The sequence below is a fragment of the Streptomyces sp. NBC_00443 genome, from assembly GCF_036014175.1.
Lineage (GTDB): Bacteria > Actinomycetota > Actinomycetes > Streptomycetales > Streptomycetaceae > Streptomyces.
Genome location: NZ_CP107917.1, coordinates 1,159,114 through 1,174,232, shown reverse-complemented (window position 1 = coordinate 1,174,232; position 15,119 = coordinate 1,159,114). Strand labels below are relative to the sequence as shown.

Sequence of the window (15,119 nt, the reverse complement as noted above, 5' to 3'; positions counted from 1 at the left end):
ATGCCCCCTGTGCTGGACCGCATCCGGGTCGGCTCGGCCCCCGACTCCTGGGGCGTCTGGTTCCCCGACGACCCCGTCCAGGTGCCCTGGGAACGCTTCCTCGACGAGGTCACCGAGGCCGGCTACGAGTGGATCGAGCTGGGCCCGTACGGCTATCTGCCGACCGACCCGGCCCGGCTCACCGACGAGGTGAACCGGCGCAACCTCAAGGTGTCCGCCGGCACGATCTTCACCGGCCTGCATCGCGGCCCCGCCGTCTGGGAGTCCACCTGGGAGCACGTCAGCCAGGTCGCCGGCCTCACCCAGGCCGTGGGCGCCAAGCACCTGGTCGTCATCCCGTCCTTCTGGCGGGACGACAAGACCGCCGAGATCCTGGAGCCGCCGGAGCTCACCGGCGAGCAGTGGGCGCATCTGACCAAGGGCATGGAGCGGCTCGGTCACGAGGTGAAGGAGCAGTTCGGCCTCGACATCGTCGTGCACCCGCACGCCGACACCCACATCGACACCGAGGCGCACGTCGAGCGCTTCCTCGACTCGACCGACTCCGACCTGGTCAACCTCTGCCTGGACACGGGCCACTACGCCTACTGCGGTGGTGACAGCGTCAAGCTGATAGAGACGTACGGCGAGCGCATCGGCTATCTGCACCTCAAGCAGGTCGACCCGGAGATCCTCGCGGACGTGGTGAAGAACGAGATTCCGTTCGGGCCCGCCGTCCAGCGCGGCGTGATGTGTGAACCCCCGGCGGGCGTGCCGGAGTTGGGGCCGGTCCTGACGGCCGCGCAGCAGCTGAACGTGGACCTGTTCGCGATCGTCGAGCAGGACATGTACCCGTGCGAGCCGGACAAGCCCCTGCCCATCGCGGTCCGTACCCGCAAGTTCCTGAGGTCCTGCGGCGCCTGACGACCCGAAAGGACGGCCGATCACCATGACTCAGCGTCCGCACACGCTCGGAGTCGCAGTCATCGGTACCGGAAAGATGGGCGCGGACCACGTCCGCCGTGTCCAGGAGGTCATCAGCGGGGCACGGGTGACCGCTGTCGTGGACGTCGACGCGGAACGCGCCAAATCGGTGGCCGCCCGCGTCGACGGCTGTTCCGCCCACACCGACCCGGCCGCCGCGATGGCGTCGGCCGACGTCGACGCGGTGATCATCGCCTCGCCGGGGCCCGCCCACGAGGCGGCACTCCTCACGGCCTTCGAGCACGACCTGCCGGTGCTGTGCGAGAAACCCCTCACCCCCGACGCCGCGTCCGCGCTGCGCGTCCTGCAGGCCGAGCAGAAGCTGGGCCGGCGCCGGGTCCAGGTCGGCTTCATGCGGCGCTACGACGCGGAATACGCGAAGCTCAAGGTCCTGCTGGAGACGGGCCAGTTGGGCCGTCCCCTGATGCTCCACAACCGGCACCGCAACGTCGCCAGCCCGCCCGGCTGGACCTCCGAGATGCTCATCAACGACTCGGTGACGCACGAGATGGACGTGACCCGCTGGCTGCTCGGCCACGAGATCACGGCCGTCACCGTGCTGGCCCCGACCCCGTCGGGGAACGCGCCGGACGGCATCCGCGACCCGCAGTTCGTCGTCTTCGAGACCGACGGCGGGGCGATCGTCGACGTCGAGATCTTCGTCAACTGCGGATTCGGCTACCAGGTCCAGGCCGAGGTCGTCTGCGAACGCGGCACCGCCCGCGTCGGCGACGGCCACGCCATGGTCACCAACGCGGCCGGCCGCTGGGGCGGCATCATCGCCCAGGACTACATCGAGCGGTTCGCCGACGCCTACGACCGTGAGGTGCAGGCCTGGGTCGACGCCACTCGGCGCGGCGAGGTCACCGGCCCCACGGCGTGGGACGGGTACGCCGTGGCCGCGGTGTGCGAGGCGGCCGTACGGGCGCTGGAGGAGGGCGGCCGGGTTCCGGTGGACCTCGTCGAACGGCCCGCGCTGTACCGCTGACAACGAACGGAAGGGCCGGGGAACCTCCCCGGCCCTTCCGTTCGGTCTCCCGTACTCAGCGCGCGAGCGCGCTACGCGGCCGCGGCTCGAACCCCGCCGCCCGGTAGGCCTCGTCGATCAGCGACATCGTCGCCAGCGCGTCGTCCGCGTCCAGTGCGAGCGGGGCGTCCCGGCGGATGTGCGCGGCGAGCGCCTCCAGTTGGTAGGTGTACGACGAGCGCGTGCCCAGCCGCTCCGTCCGCTCGCCCTGCGCCGTACGCACCACGACCCGGTCGTCGCGGTGCGGCAGCACGAAGTTCGGCGCGAACGCCTCGCCCAGCGAGCCGACGATCCGGCAGCTCATCTCCAGCTCGCCGTATGCCATGTGACAGCGCGCGGACGCGGTCGCCCCACCGGGGAACTCCAGCTCTGCGTCCAGCCACTCGTCGACGCCCGGAGCCCCGGCCCGCTCCCCGCCCCGCGCGCGGACGAGGCGCGGCGCACCGCCGGCCCACGGCGCGAGCATCCGCACCGCGTGCAGGCCGTAACAGCCGAGGTCCATCACGGCGCCGCCCGCGAGGGGCAGCGACCAGCGCGGGTCCAGATCGTCCGGTGCCGGGATCGCGACGAGCGTCTCCACCCGCTGCAACTCGCCCAGTTCACCGCTCTGAACGATCTCGTGCAGGCGCCGGGTGACCGGGTGGAAGAGATAGTGGAACGCCTCCATGAAGACGCTCCCGGACTTCGTGACCGCCTCCCGCACCTCGGCCGCCTCCTCGGCGTTGCTCGCCGACGGCTTCTCCGTGAGGACGTGCTTGCCGGCCGCGAGCGCGGCGAGGTTCCAGGGCCCGTGCAGGCCGTTGGCGAGCGGGTTGTAGACGACCTCGACCTCGGGGTCGGCGAGCAGGTCGGCGTACGAATCCACCACCCGCTCGACGTCGTGCTCGTCGGCGAACGCCGCGGCGCGGGCCCGGTCGCGCGCGGCCACCGCCACGAGGCGGTGGCCGGTCGTCCGGGCCGGGCCGACGAGGGAGAGCTCGGTGATGCGTGCCGCGCCCAGTACCCCGATGCGCAGCGGTTCCCGGCCCGAATCGTTCATCCCTGCCGTACCTCCTCGATCGTCACCGGACGGTGCTCGTGCAGAGACAGCGTGCAGGCGTCGGCGATCCAGCCCGCCTCCAGGGCGTCCTCGATCGTGCACGGCGAGGGCCGGGTACCCGCCACGACTTCGGTGAACGCGGTGAGTTCGGCGCGGTAGGCGGCGCTGAAGCGGTCCATGAAGAAGTCGTGCGGCGTGCCCGCCGGGAAGGTCACGCCCGGCTCGACCGAGCGCAGCGGCAGCTTGTCCTCCAGGCCGACCGCGATGGAGTCCGTGAAGCCGTGGATCTCCATGCGGACATCGTGACCCCGGGCGTTGTGGCGGGAGTTGGAGACGACCGCGATCGTGCCGTCGTCCAGGGTGAGGATCGCGCCGGTGGTGTCGGCGTCCCCCGCCTCCTTGATGTAGTCGGCGCCCCTGTTGCCGCCGACGGCGTACACCTCCCTCACCTCGCGGCCGGTCACCCAGCGGATGATGTCGAAGTCGTGCACCGAGCAGTCCCGGAAGATGCCACCGGAGGCGGCGATGTACGCGGCGGGCGGCGGCGCCGGGTCCAGCGTGGTCGAGCGGACCGTGTGCAGCTTGCCGAGCTCGCCGTTCCGCACGGCCGCGCGGGCGTTGACGAACCCGGCGTCGAAGCGGCGGTTGTAGCCGATCTGGATCGGCACGTCCTTGCCCCGGACGGCCTTGAGCACCTCGACGCCCTCGGCCATGGTCCTGGCGACCGGCTTCTCGCAGAAGACGGGGATGCCGGCCTGGACGCCGGCCAGGATCAGCGCGGGGTGGGCGTCCGTCGCCGCCGCGACGACGATGCCGTCCACGCCGGCGGCTAGCAGGGCCTCGGGCGAGTCCACGACCTCGGCGCCGAACCGCTCCGCGGCGGCCTTGGCGGCGTCCGCGAACGGGTCGGTGACGACGAGGGAGTCGACCGCGTCGAGTCCGGAGAGGGTCTCGGCGTGGAAGGCGCCGATGCGGCCGAGGCCGAGGATTCCAATACGCATGGTTCTGCTTCCTTGGGTACGGGGCTTGCGGGGGAGAGGTCGGAGCGCTGACGAAGATCTAGTCGAGGCCGCCCAGGACGTTCTGGTCCCAGTCGATCACCGATCCCGTGACCACCCCGGACCGCTCCGACAGCAGGAACACCACGAAGTCGGCGATCTCGTCCGGCTGGCCCAGCTTGCCCATCGGCAGCTGCGCGGCGGCCTCCTCACGCCAGCCGTCGTCCGCACCGTGGAAGGCCTTCTGCGTGGCGTCCTCGCCCTCGGTGGCCGTCCAGCCGATGTTGAGGCCGTTGATGCGGACCCGGTCCCAGCGGTGGGCGTGCGCGGCGTTGCGGGTCAGGCCGATCAGGCCGGCCTTGGCGGAGACGTACGGCGCGAGGAACGGCTGCCCGCCGTGTGCCGAGGACGTGATGATGTTGACGATCGTGCCGGGCGCCTTGCGGGCGACCATGTCCTGGACGGCGGCCTGCATGGCGAAGAACGGCGCCTTGAGGTTGATCGCGATGTGCTGGTCGAACAGCTCGGGCGTGGTGTCGAGCAGCGTGCCCCGGGATGTCAGCCCCGCCGAGTTGACCAGGCAGTCGACCCGGCCGTACGCGTCGACGACCTCGGCGACGGAGGTCTTCGCCTGCTCGGCGTCCGACAGGTCGGCCCGCACGAACAGGGCCTTGCCGCCGGCGGCGGCCAGCTCGGCCACCAGGGCTTCACCAGGTTCGGTGCGCCGCCCGGTGACGGCCACGACCGCCCCTCGCGCACGGCGGCACGCGCGATGGCGGCGCCCACGCCCTGGCTTCCGCCGTTGACGAGGATGACCTTGTCGTCGAGAAGTCCCATGTCTTCTTCGGGTCCTTTCAGCTCTGGCGCCGCTCGGCGCCGGCCCGCAGCTCGTCCCGCAGAGCCTCGGGAGTCCATGCCTCGTGCAGCGCGCGCCGTACGACGTCCGCCTGGGAGGGCGGGGCCAGGCCGTCGACCGGTGGGTCGCTGTCGAGGTTCGTGGGGAAGGGGTAGCCCTCGGCGCTCGCTGCGATGACGTTCGCCGTCCACGCCTCGTCCACGCCCGTGCGCGCCAGCAGCACGGGGTAGACGGCGTTCGCCACGGCCTCGCGGTCCACCGTCTCCATCGCCCGTCCGAACGCGGAGGACACCTGGAGGAGGTTCGCCATCCGCCTGATGTCCGCCGACCGGTTGGTGCCGGCCGCGTGGAACAACGCCGGGTTGAAGAAGGCCGCGTCGCCCTTGGCGAGGGGGAGCTGGACGTGGTGCGCCTCGAAGTACTCCTGGAACTCGGGCAGTCGCCAGGCCAGGTAGCCGGGCTCGTACGTCTGCGAGTACGGCAGGTACATCGTCGGCCCGGACCGCACCGGCATGTCGCAGTGCGCGACGGCGCCCTGGAGGGTGAGCACGGGGGAGAGGACGTGGACATGGGCCGGGAAGGCGGCCGCGACCTCGTTGGAGAGGAAGCCCAGGTGGTAGTCGCGGTGCACGGTCTGCGCCGCGCCGCCCGCGTTGACCACGTTCACCTGCGAGGTCACCTGGTATCCGGGGCCGAGCCAGGCGCGGGAGACCAGCGCGAGGATGTCGTTGGCGTAGTAGTCGGCGAACGCCTCGGGGTCGTAGAGGGCCGCCTTCTCCAGCGCGTTCCAGACCCGGTCGTTGGCGCCCGGCTTGGCGAAGTGGTCCCCGGCGCTCGTGCCCGAGGCGCGCTGCTCGGCGATCAGGGCGTCGAACACGGCGCTCAGCCGGTCGACGATCTCGGGGTCCGGGAAGGCGCCCTGGAAGACCACGATGCCCGGCCCGTCGGTGAGGGCGCGCACCAGCTCGGCCCGCACCGCCCTGCCGTCCTGCGCCTTGCGGAGGCGGTCGCTGTCGTAGATCAGGACGTTGCGCTCCACGGCGGAGGCGTACGGGTAGTCGGCGAGGTCCGTGGTCCGCTCGACCACCTCACGGAAGCCGGCGAGGTCGCAGTCGTGCTCGGACAGCCAGGCCCGGCGGTGTACGGGGGTGAAGGACATCGGCGTCCTCTCGGTGACAGGGGCGACTCAGCGCTGCCATTCTTGTCATGACAATCCCCTCGAACAACCAGCAGGCGACCATCAAAAACCCCTCAAGGAGCCGTCGCATGGGCCACCCGTTCCCGATCCGCGAGATCGCACGTCAGGCGGGACTGAGCGAGGCCACGGTCGACCGGGTTCTGAACGGGCGGGGCGGGGTGCGGGAGAGCACCGCGCGCGAGGTCAGCCAGGCGATAGCCGACCTGGACCGGCAGCGCACACAGGTCCGGCTGGTGGGCCGTACCTTCATGATCGACATAGTGATGCAGACGCCGGAGCGGTTCTCCACGGCCGTACGGGCCGCCCTGGAGGCCGAGCTGCCGGCCCTGCACCCGGCCGTCGTGCGCTCCCGCTTCCACTTCCGCGAGACGGGCCCGGTGGAGGAGCTGACGAGGACCCTGGACCGGATAGGCCGGCGCGGTTCACAGGGCGTGATCCTGAAGGCCCCGGACGTCCCCGAGATCACCGCCGCCGTCGCGCGGCTCGCGGAGTTGGGCATCCCCGTGGTGACCCTCGTGACGGACCTGCCGTCCACTCCCCGCCTCGCGTACGTCGGCATCGACAACCGGGCCGCCGGTGCGACCGCCGCATACCTCATGGGCCAGTGGCTCGGCGACCGTCCCGGCCATGTCCTCACCAGCCTCAGCAGCGGCTTCTTCCGCAACGAGGAGGAGCGCGAGATGGGCTTCCGCAGCGCCATGCGCGCCCGGCACCCCGAGCGCACGCTGGTCGAACTCGCTGAGGGGCAGGGCCTGGACGCCACCCAGTACGACCTGGTGAGGGCCGCCCTGGAGCGCGACCCGCGGATCCGCGCGGTCTACTCGATCGGCGGCGGCAACATCGCCACGCTGCGCGCCTTCGAGGACCTCGGCCGGCCGTGCGCGGTGTTCGTCGCGCACGACCTCGACCACGACAACACCCGCCTGCTGCGCGAGCACCGCCTGTCCGCCGTCCTCCACCACGACCTGCGCCAGGACATGCGCGAGGCCTGCCACATCGTCATGCGGGCCCACGGCGCGCTGCCGCCCGCGGGACCCACGCTGCCGTCGGCGATCCAAGTGGTGACCCCGTACAACATGCCCACGCCCATCGGATGACGATCGAGGCCGTGCCCCTGGCGTGTACGCCCGCTCGACTCGCCCTGGCTCCCTACCGTCGTGCGCATGTGGAAATCGAACCCGGACGGTGGGCCCGAACGGCTGCTGGCGCTCGCCGACGGCGTGTTCGCCATCGCCATCACCCTGCTCGTCCTGGACCTCAACGTGCCGCGGGAGCTGACCGAGCGGGAGTACCACGACGCGTTGCGCGACGTGCTCCCGGACTTCGGCGCCTACGCCCTCAGCGTGGTGGTGCTGGGCAGCTTCTGGCGCGACCACCGCAGCATCTTCCGCACCGTACGCGAGGTCGACGGACAGCTCATCACCCTGTCCGTCTTCGGTCTGGGCATCGCGGCGCTGCTGCCGTTCCCCACCAGGCTGATCTCCGAGTACGGGCACGACCCCGTCTCGGTCGCGATCTACGCCGCGTCGGTCGCGGCGCTCGGCGCGGCCCACCTCGCCCTGGTCGCCGTCCTGGCCCGGCGCCCGTGGCTGCGCGGCGACGTCACCCCGGTGGGCGGCTTCGGGCTCTACGCCCTCGATCTCGCCGTGACGGTGACGGTGTTCCTCCTCACCATCCCGTTGACCCTGGTGGCCGGGGCCGCCGCCGCGTGGTGGTGGCTCGTCCTGATCCCGCTCAAGGTCTCCCTCGGCCTGCGCGCCCGCCTGCACGCCGACCACTGACCGCGCCGGCTACGCGTCCACGGACACCCACGCGCGGCTCTGAGCCGACCGCGCCATCGCATCCAGTACGGCGGCGCTGTGCACCGCGTCCTGAAGGGTGGCCCCGTGCGGGACGCCCTCGGCGACCGAGCGCAGGAAGCGGGACGCCTCGATGACCTTGAGGTCGTCGTAGCCCATGGCGTTCGCCGCGCCGGGCTGGAAGGCGCCGAACTCGCCGTCGCCCGGGCCGACGTACACCGTGCTGACCGGCTGGTCCTGGTAGGTCGTGCCGCGGCTGATGCCGAGTTCGTTCATCCGCCGGAAGTCCCAGAAGACCGCGCCCTTGGTGCCGTGCACCTCGAAGCCGTAGTTGTTCTGTTCGCCGACCGAGACCCGGCAGGCTTCCAGCACGCCGCGTGCGCCCGAGTCGAAGCGCAGCAGGCAGTTGACGTAGTCCTCGTTCTCGACCGGCCCGAGCTCGCCCCCGGTGGCGCGGCTGTGGCCGGCCGTGGCGCCGGTGGGGCGGGCCCGCTCCGGGAGGAAGATCGCCGTGTCGGCGGTCAGGGAGGCGATGTCGCCGAGCAGATGGCGGGCCAGGTCGGCGCCGTGCGAGGCGAGGTCGCCCAGCACCCCGCTGCCGCCGCGCTCCTTCTCGTACCGCCAGGTCAGGGCGCCGTCGGGGTGGGCGGCGTAGTCGCTGAAGAGGCGGACGCGGACGTGGGTGACGGTGCCGATCTCGCCGGCCGCGATGAGGTCGCGGGCCGCCTCCACGGCGGGCGCGTTGCGGTAGTTGAAGCCGACCGCGCCCTGGACGCCGGCCTTGGCGACGGCGTCGGCGACCGCCTGGGCGTCCGCGGCGGACAGGCCCACCGGCTTCTCGATCCAGATGTGCTTGCCCGCCTCGGCCATCGCGACGCCGATCTCGCGGTGCAGGAAGTTCGGCGCGGTGATGCTGACCGCCCGCACGCGCGGGTCGGCGGCCACCTCGCGCCAGTCACGGGTCGTCGAGGCGAAGCCGAACTGCGCGGCGGCCTCCTCGGCCCGGCCGGGCACCTCCTCGGCGACGGTCACGAGCCGCGGACGCAGGGCCAGCTGCGGGTAATGGTGCGGGACACGGGCGTACGCCTGGCTGTGCACCCGCCCCATCCAGCCGAATCCGACGACGGCGACACCGAGCGTATCCACCATTGCAGCCCTTCCTTGGACTTCCTTTGGACCGGTCCATCTGCTGTCCAAATCACCTTGGGTGCGGTCCGGCGCCGGTGTCAACCCTTTCCCGGCCCCTTTGACAAGGTGAGCACCGCATGGAACGGTCCATGTCCATGAGAGCGCCGACGATCCGTGATGTGGCCGACCGGGCGGGCGTCTCCAAGTCGCTGGTCTCGCTGGTCCTGCGCGGCTCGGACCAGGTGCGCCCGGAGAAGCGGGAGGCCGTCCTGCGGGCCGTGCGCGAGCTCGGCTACCGCCCGAACGCCGCCGCGCGCAGCCTCAGCGAGCAGCGCACCCGCACGGTCGGCGTCCTCCTGAACGACCTGCGCAATCCTTGGTTCGTCGACATGCTCGACGGTCTGAACTCACTCCTGCACGACAACGGCCTGCACATGCTCCTGGCCGACGCCCGGCTCAACCGCCGTACCGGACAGGACCCGACCGGCCCCTTCCTGGAGCTCGGGGTCGACGGCCTGATCGTCGTCGGCACGCTGCCCGACCCGGCCGCGCTCGGGGCGGTCGCCGAGCGCCTCCCGGTGGTGGTGGCGGGCGCGCGCGAGCCGCGGCTGCCCGGCGTGGACGTCGTCGCCAACGACGACGAGCGGGGCGCCCGCCTGGTCACCGAGCACCTCATCGGCCTCGGGCACCGGCGTATCGCGCACATCGCGGGGTACGGCGCGGTCGGTGAGCTGCGCCGGAGCAGCTTCGAGGCGGCCATGCGGGAGCACGGCCTCGCGTCCGGCGCGGTCGTCGAGCCGAGCGACATGACCGAGGAGGGCGGCTACCGCACGACGGTCCGTCTGCTGAGCCGGGCGGACCGGCCGACGGCCGTCTTCGCCGTCAACGACATCGCCGCCGTCGGCGCACTGTCGGCGGCCGACGAGTCGGGGCTGCGGGTGCCGCGCGACCTGTCCGTGGTCGGCTACGACAACACGAGCATCGCCCGCCTGCGGCACGTCTGGCTCACCAGCGTCGACAACGCCAGCCACGAGGTCGGCCGGCGCGCGGCCCGCTGTCTGCTCGAACGTTTCGACGGCGGTGGGGGAACGGGCGAAGTTCGCCTCGCGGCACCGACGTTGGAGATCCGTGGCTCGACGGCGCCGCCGCTCACTGGTTGATCGCGTACGCCTTGCGCAGCGTCTCGTGCACCGTCCAGGTCGTACGGTCACCCTCGCGCAGTACGGCCATGTCGCCGGGCCCCACCGTCAGCGTCGGCCCGCCCTCGAACTCGATGGTGGCCGACCCGCTGATGACGACGAACAGTTCGTCGGCCTCCGTGTCGGTGACCACGCCGGGCGTGATCTGCCAGATGCCCCGCACCTGACGCCCGTCCGCCGACTCCCAGACCACCTTCCCGGTCACCTCGGGCGTGCCGGAGACGATCTGCTCGGGGGCGAGGGGCTCGGGTTCGAGCTCGGCGTCGGGGATGTGCAGTACGAAGCTGTGCGTCATGCCGCGACCCTAACCGGGGTGAGCGGGGCGGGGGCGTGGACAGGGTGTGGGGTGTCGGCGGCGCCGAGCGGACACTCCGTCGTCACCGCGTACCTCCCGACTGTGCGGGGCGCGATCTTGCGCTCAATACAGCAGACGAAATTGTTGACAATTCTGTTTGGCTAGATTTACGTTCGACAGGCACTCACTCAGGGAGGGCACATGCCGAAGGAAGCCCGTCCGAGCACCGGAGAGCAGGCCAAGCAGCATGCGCTCGCGCAGCTGCGGCAGGCGATCCTGCACGGCGAGATGGCACCGGCGCAGCGGCTGGTGGAGAACGAACTCGCCGAGCAGTTCGGTGTGACACGGGCCAGCATCCGCGCGGCACTCATCGATCTGGAGGCACAGGGACTGGTCGAGCGGATCCGCAACCGCGGCTCGCGGGTGCGGGTGGTGACCGTGGAGGAAGCGGTCGCCATCACCGAGTGCCGCATGGTCCTGGAGGGGCTGTGCGCGGCCAAGGCAGCCGTCGCGGCCGGCGACGAGCAGCTGACCCAACTGGCGGACCTCGGCGCGGCGATGACCAAGGCCGTGGCCGACGGCGAGCCGATGACGTACTCGGAGCTGAACCAGGAACTGCACGCCAGAATCCGGGAGTTCTCCGGCCAGCGCACGGCCGGGGAACTGCTGGAGCGGCTCAACGCACAACTGGTGCGCCACCGCTTTCAGTTGGCGCTCCGGCCGGGTCGTCCGCAGCACTCCCTGAACGAGCACCTGGCCATGATCGAGGCGATCCGGGCCAGGGACCCGCAGGCGGCCGAGGCGGCCGTCCGCGCCCACCTCGGCAGCGTGATCGAGGCGCTGCGCGACTGAGTCGTGCACGTCGCCGCGTGACGGCGCGTCAGGGGGCGGGCGCACCCCTGTCATCCAAGGAGAAGACCCGTAATGACGCACGCCGATGCGCCCTCCCCCACGCTCGAACAACCTCGCGCGGGGGGACCCCCATCCCCACCACGCTCGACCCTCGTCATCACCGCCCACGCAGGCGACTTCGTGTGGCGAGCGGGCGGAGCCATCGCCCTGGCCGCCGCCCGGGGCGAGAAGGTCACCATCGCCTGCCTGACCTTCGGAGAGCGCGGCGAGTCCGCCAAGGCCTGGCGCGAGGGCAGGAAGCTGGAGGAGATCAAGGCGATCCGCCAGGGCGAGGCCGAGCGTGCCGCCGCCACCCTCGGCGCCGAGGTCCGTTTCTTCGACGCCGGCGACTATCCGCTGCTCGCCACCGCCGAGCTGACCGACCGGCTCGTCGCCGTCCACCGCGAGACCCAGCCCGACGTGGTGCTCACCCACCCGGCCGAGGACCCGTACAACGGCGACCACCCGGCCGCCAACCGCATGGCCCTCGAGGCCCGGATCCTCGCGCAGGCCATCGGCTACCCGGGCGACGGCGACATCATCGGCGCCCCGCCGGTCTTCTACTTCGAGCCGCACCAGCCCGAGATGAGCGGCTTCCGGCCCGAGGTCCTGCTCGACATCACCGAGGTGTGGGAGACCAAGCGGGCGGCCATGGAGTGCCTAGGCGCCCAACAGCACCTGTGGGACTACTACACCGACCTCGCCGTCCGCCGCGGCGTCCAGCTCAAGCGCAACGCCGGACCCAACCTGGGCCTGGCCCACAGGACCATGGCCGAGGCGTACATGCGCCCCTTCCCGCAGATCGCGAAGGAGCTGGCATGAGCGGCGTGATCGTCACCAACCCGCCCAAGGCGCAGCTGAAGGACGTCGACGCGCTGGCCGGCTTCGGCGTGGCGACGGTGAGCGAGGCGATGGGCCGAACGGGCTTGCTGGGGGCGGCGATTCGTCCCGTCCAGCAGGGCGTACGGGTCGCCGGCACCGCCGTCACGGTGATCGGCTGGCCCGGCGACAACCTCATGATCCACGCCGCCGTGGAGCAGTGCGGCCCGGGCGACATCCTGGTCGTCACCACCACCTCGCCCTGCACGGACGGTCTGTTCGGGGAGCTGTTCGCGACCGCCCTCCAGCAGCGCGGCGTGCGCGGTGTCGTGCTCAACACGGGCATCCGCGACACCCAGGAGCTGCGGGACATGGGCTTCGCCGCCTGGTCGCGGGCGGTGTCCTCGCAGGGCACCGTCAAAGCCACCGGCGGCTCCGTGAACGTGCCGATCGCCATCGACGGCCAGGTCGTCCGCCCCGGCGACGTGATCCTCGCCGACGACGACGGCGTGGTCGTCGTACCCCGAGAGCGCGTCCGGGGCACAGTGGCGAAGGCCGAAGCCCGCGAGGCCAAGGAGGCCGCGACCCGTGCCGCCTTCCTCGACGGCCAACTCGGCCTGGACCGCTACGGGTTGCGGGAGACCCTCGTACGGCTCGGTGTGACGTACAAGTCCTACGACGAGTACGTCCGTGAGGAGGCGCAGCCGTGACCCGGCAGGCGGAGGTCCGCTGCATGCTGATGCGCGGCGGCACCTCCAAGGGCGCCTACTTCCTGGCCACGGACCTGCCAGCCGATCCCGGCGCCCGCGACGAACTGCTGCTGCGCATCATGGGCAGCCCCGACGAGCGGCAGATCGACGGCTTGGGCGGCGCGCACCCGCTCACGAGCAAGGTCGCCGTGGTCTCGCCGTCCTCGGACCCGAGGGCGGATGCCGACTACCTCTTCCTCCAAGTGGCCGTCGACGACACCGAGGTGAGTGACCGTCAGAACTGCGGGAACATCCTCGTCGGCATCGGGCCGTTCGCCGTCGAGCGCGGCCTCGTCCCGGCGGGGGAGGAGCGGACCACCGTACGCATCCGCATGGTCAACACCGGCGACTTCGCCACGGCGACCTTCCCGACCCCGGGTGGCCGCGTGAACTACACGGGGGACGCCGAGATCTCGGGCGTACCCGGCACGGCAGCCCCCGTCGTGCTCGAATTCCCGCCGGGGGCAGGGAAGTTGCTGCCCACCGGCAGTGTCCGCGACGAGATCGACGGCATCCCGGTGACCTGCGTGGACAACGGCATGCCGACCGTCCTCGTCCAGGCCGCCGCGCTCAACGTCACCGGATACGAGACGCCCAAGGAGCTGGAAGAGGACCAGGCGCTCGCCGAGCGTCTGAGTGAACTCCGTTCGACTGCAGGGGAGTTGATGGGCCTCGGTGACGTCTCGGGCGCCACCGTCCCCAAGGTCACCCTCCTCGCCCCGCCCCGCCACGGCGGTGCGGTCACCACCCGCACCTTCATCCCGGTCCGCTGCCACACGTCGATCGGCGTGCTCGGGGCGGCCGGTGTCGCCGCCGGCCTGCGCGTCGAAGGGAGCGTAGGCGCGGATCTCGCCCAGTTGCCTCCCGAAGGCGACCGGGTCCGCATCGAACACCCCACGGGATTCCTGGACATCGAAAGCAGCCTCGGCACCGACTCCGCAGGCGTGCCCACAGCCCGCCGTACGGCCGTCGTCCGCACCGCCCGCAAGATCTTCGACGGCACCGTCTTCCCCCGGTCCGCCGAGACGGCTCCACTCCCCGCACCCACCCCCGGAGGCTCCCGATGACCCCGCCGCTCGGCGACATCGCCCACATCGGCCACGCCCAGCTGTTCACCCCGGACCTGGACGCCAGCGTCGCCTTCTTCACCGACTACCTGGGCCTCACCGTCAACGGGCAGGACGGCGACACCGTCCACCTGCGGACCTTCGACGACTACGAGCACCACAGCCTGGTCCTCACCGCTGGCGAACAGCCCGGCCTGGGCCGGCTCGCCCTGCGCACCTCCAGCGAGGAGGCACTGCACCGCCGTATCAAGGCGATCGAGGCGGCGGGCGGCTCCGGCAAGTGGGTCGAGGACGAGCCCGGCATCGGCAGGCTGTACCTGACCACCGATCCCGACGGGCACGAACACGCCCTCTACTGGGAGAGCGAGTACTACCAGGCACCGGCTGAGCTGAAGCCGGCGCTGAAGAACCAGCCGCAGGCCAAGCCCAACCGGGGCGTGGGCGTACGGCGCCTGGACCACGTGAACTTCCTGGCCGCCGACGTGCTCGCCAACGCCGGGTTCCAGGAACAGGTGCTGGGCGCCCGGCCCACCGAGCAGATCCGGCTCGGCTCCGGGAAGATCGCGGCACGTTGGCTGACCTTCACCGACAAGTCGTACGACGTCGTCTACACCTCGGACCGGACCGGATCCGCCGGCCGGCTGCACCACATCGCCTTCGCGGCCGACACCCGCGAGGACATCCTGCGCGCCGCCGACCTCGCCATCGACACCGGCGTGTTCATCGAGACGGGCCCGCACAAGCACGCCATCCAGCAGACGTTCTTCCTGTATGTCTACGAGCCCGGCGGCAATCGCATCGAGCTGTGCAACCCGCTCACGCGGCTGGTGCTGGCCCCGGACTGGCCGCTGATCACCTGGACCGAGGCCGAACGGGCCAAGGGGCAGGCGTGGGGCCTGAAGACGATCGAGTCCTTCCACACGCACGGGACACCGCCGCTCGCCTGAGAAGGCGCGTCCTTCGCGCCTTCCGAGTACTTCCGATTCCTTCCAGACGCACTGCTGGATTGTCGCTTAGATTGTTGACAAAAACGTTGACTCTTCCCCCCGGCTCCTTAGCGTCTGGCGCACAACGCACGAGAGGAAAACAAG

Annotated in this window: 15 protein-coding genes and 1 pseudogene; 10 read left to right on the top strand and 6 right to left on the bottom strand. The window is 71.3% G+C overall.

What is annotated here, in order from left to right; all coding sequences use genetic code 11:
* On the top strand, positions 1–903 hold the full coding sequence (locus tag OHO27_RS05285) for a sugar phosphate isomerase/epimerase family protein (RefSeq protein ID WP_328420754.1): 903 nt from the start codon (positions 1–3) through the stop codon (positions 901–903).
* 25 nt (positions 904–928) lie between these two features.
* Positions 929–1,951, top strand: a complete 1,023-nt coding sequence (locus tag OHO27_RS05280) for a Gfo/Idh/MocA family protein (protein ID WP_328420752.1) — start codon at positions 929–931, stop codon at positions 1,949–1,951.
* Positions 1,952–2,006: 55 nt separating this feature from the next.
* Here OHO27_RS05280 and OHO27_RS05275 read toward each other — a convergent pair whose 3' ends face one another.
* The 4 genes and pseudogenes from OHO27_RS05275 to OHO27_RS05260 all read right to left on the bottom strand — a co-directional run bounded on the left by OHO27_RS05275 (position 2,007) and on the right by OHO27_RS05260 (position 6,042).
* The gene (locus OHO27_RS05275; protein WP_328420750.1) at positions 2,007–3,029 is read right to left on the bottom strand and encodes a Gfo/Idh/MocA family protein; all 1,023 of its coding nucleotides are present in this window, start codon (positions 3,027–3,029) and stop codon (positions 2,007–2,009) included.
* Positions 3,026–4,030 (bottom strand): Gfo/Idh/MocA family protein, encoded by a 1,005-nt coding sequence (locus tag OHO27_RS05270; protein WP_328420748.1) that lies wholly within the window; start codon positions 4,028–4,030, stop codon positions 3,026–3,028. Before OHO27_RS05270 ends, OHO27_RS05275 begins: the two co-directional genes overlap by 4 nt.
* Positions 4,031–4,088: 58 nt before the next feature.
* Positions 4,089–4,864, bottom strand: a pseudogene (locus OHO27_RS05265) (SDR family oxidoreductase).
* A 17-nt stretch (positions 4,865–4,881) separates the two neighbouring features.
* Positions 4,882–6,042, bottom strand: coding sequence for a phytanoyl-CoA dioxygenase family protein (locus OHO27_RS05260; RefSeq protein ID WP_328420746.1), 1,161 nt, complete (start codon positions 6,040–6,042; stop codon positions 4,882–4,884).
* A gap of 107 nt (positions 6,043–6,149) precedes the next feature.
* Between OHO27_RS05260 and OHO27_RS05255 the strand changes: the two genes are divergently transcribed.
* Complete coding sequence (locus tag OHO27_RS05255) at positions 6,150–7,178, top strand: LacI family DNA-binding transcriptional regulator (RefSeq protein ID WP_328430353.1); 1,029 nt, start codon at positions 6,150–6,152, stop codon at positions 7,176–7,178.
* A 66-nt stretch (positions 7,179–7,244) separates the two neighbouring features.
* Positions 7,245–7,862, top strand: a complete 618-nt coding sequence (locus OHO27_RS05250) for a TMEM175 family protein (RefSeq protein WP_328420744.1) — start codon at positions 7,245–7,247, stop codon at positions 7,860–7,862.
* 9 nt (positions 7,863–7,871) lie between these two features.
* Here the strand turns inward: OHO27_RS05250 and OHO27_RS05245 are convergent, their stop codons facing one another.
* The gene (locus OHO27_RS05245; RefSeq protein ID WP_328420742.1) at positions 7,872–9,029 is read right to left on the bottom strand and encodes a Gfo/Idh/MocA family protein; all 1,158 of its coding nucleotides are present in this window, start codon (positions 9,027–9,029) and stop codon (positions 7,872–7,874) included.
* Between the two features lie 134 nt (positions 9,030–9,163).
* On the opposite strand from OHO27_RS05245, the gene OHO27_RS05240 reads away from it, so the two are divergent.
* Positions 9,164–10,168 carry a LacI family DNA-binding transcriptional regulator gene (locus tag OHO27_RS05240; RefSeq protein ID WP_328430352.1) on the top strand — a complete coding sequence of 335 codons (1,005 nt, stop codon included), beginning with the start codon at positions 9,164–9,166 and terminating at the stop codon, positions 10,166–10,168.
* On the opposite strand, the gene OHO27_RS05235 is transcribed toward OHO27_RS05240, so the two are convergent.
* Positions 10,158–10,502 (bottom strand): cupin domain-containing protein, encoded by a 345-nt coding sequence (locus OHO27_RS05235; RefSeq protein ID WP_328420740.1) that lies wholly within the window; start codon positions 10,500–10,502, stop codon positions 10,158–10,160. The two genes, OHO27_RS05240 and OHO27_RS05235, sit on opposite strands and share 11 nt — an antisense overlap.
* 201 nt (positions 10,503–10,703) lie before the next feature.
* Here OHO27_RS05235 and OHO27_RS05230 point away from each other — a divergent pair, with 201 nt between their 5' ends.
* The 5 genes from OHO27_RS05230 (at position 10,704) to OHO27_RS05210 (ending at position 14,975) form a co-directional block, all read left to right on the top strand.
* The gene (locus OHO27_RS05230; RefSeq protein ID WP_328420738.1) at positions 10,704–11,354 is read left to right on the top strand and encodes a GntR family transcriptional regulator; all 651 of its coding nucleotides are present in this window, start codon (positions 10,704–10,706) and stop codon (positions 11,352–11,354) included.
* A 72-nt stretch (positions 11,355–11,426) separates the two neighbouring features.
* Entirely contained in the window at positions 11,427–12,215 is a 789-nt protein-coding gene (locus OHO27_RS05225; RefSeq protein WP_328420735.1) for a PIG-L deacetylase family protein, read from the top strand.
* On the top strand, positions 12,212–12,922 hold the full coding sequence (locus OHO27_RS05220) for a 4-carboxy-4-hydroxy-2-oxoadipate aldolase/oxaloacetate decarboxylase (RefSeq protein WP_328420732.1): 711 nt from the start codon (positions 12,212–12,214) through the stop codon (positions 12,920–12,922). Before OHO27_RS05225 ends, OHO27_RS05220 begins: the two co-directional genes overlap by 4 nt.
* 23 nt (positions 12,923–12,945) lie before the next feature.
* Complete coding sequence (locus OHO27_RS05215) at positions 12,946–14,028, top strand: 4-oxalomesaconate tautomerase (protein ID WP_328430351.1); 1,083 nt, start codon at positions 12,946–12,948, stop codon at positions 14,026–14,028.
* Complete coding sequence (locus tag OHO27_RS05210) at positions 14,025–14,975, top strand: VOC family protein (protein WP_328420730.1); 951 nt, start codon at positions 14,025–14,027, stop codon at positions 14,973–14,975. The genes OHO27_RS05215 and OHO27_RS05210 overlap by 4 nt, the downstream gene beginning before the upstream one ends.
* The last annotated feature ends 144 nt before the right edge of the window (positions 14,976–15,119 follow it).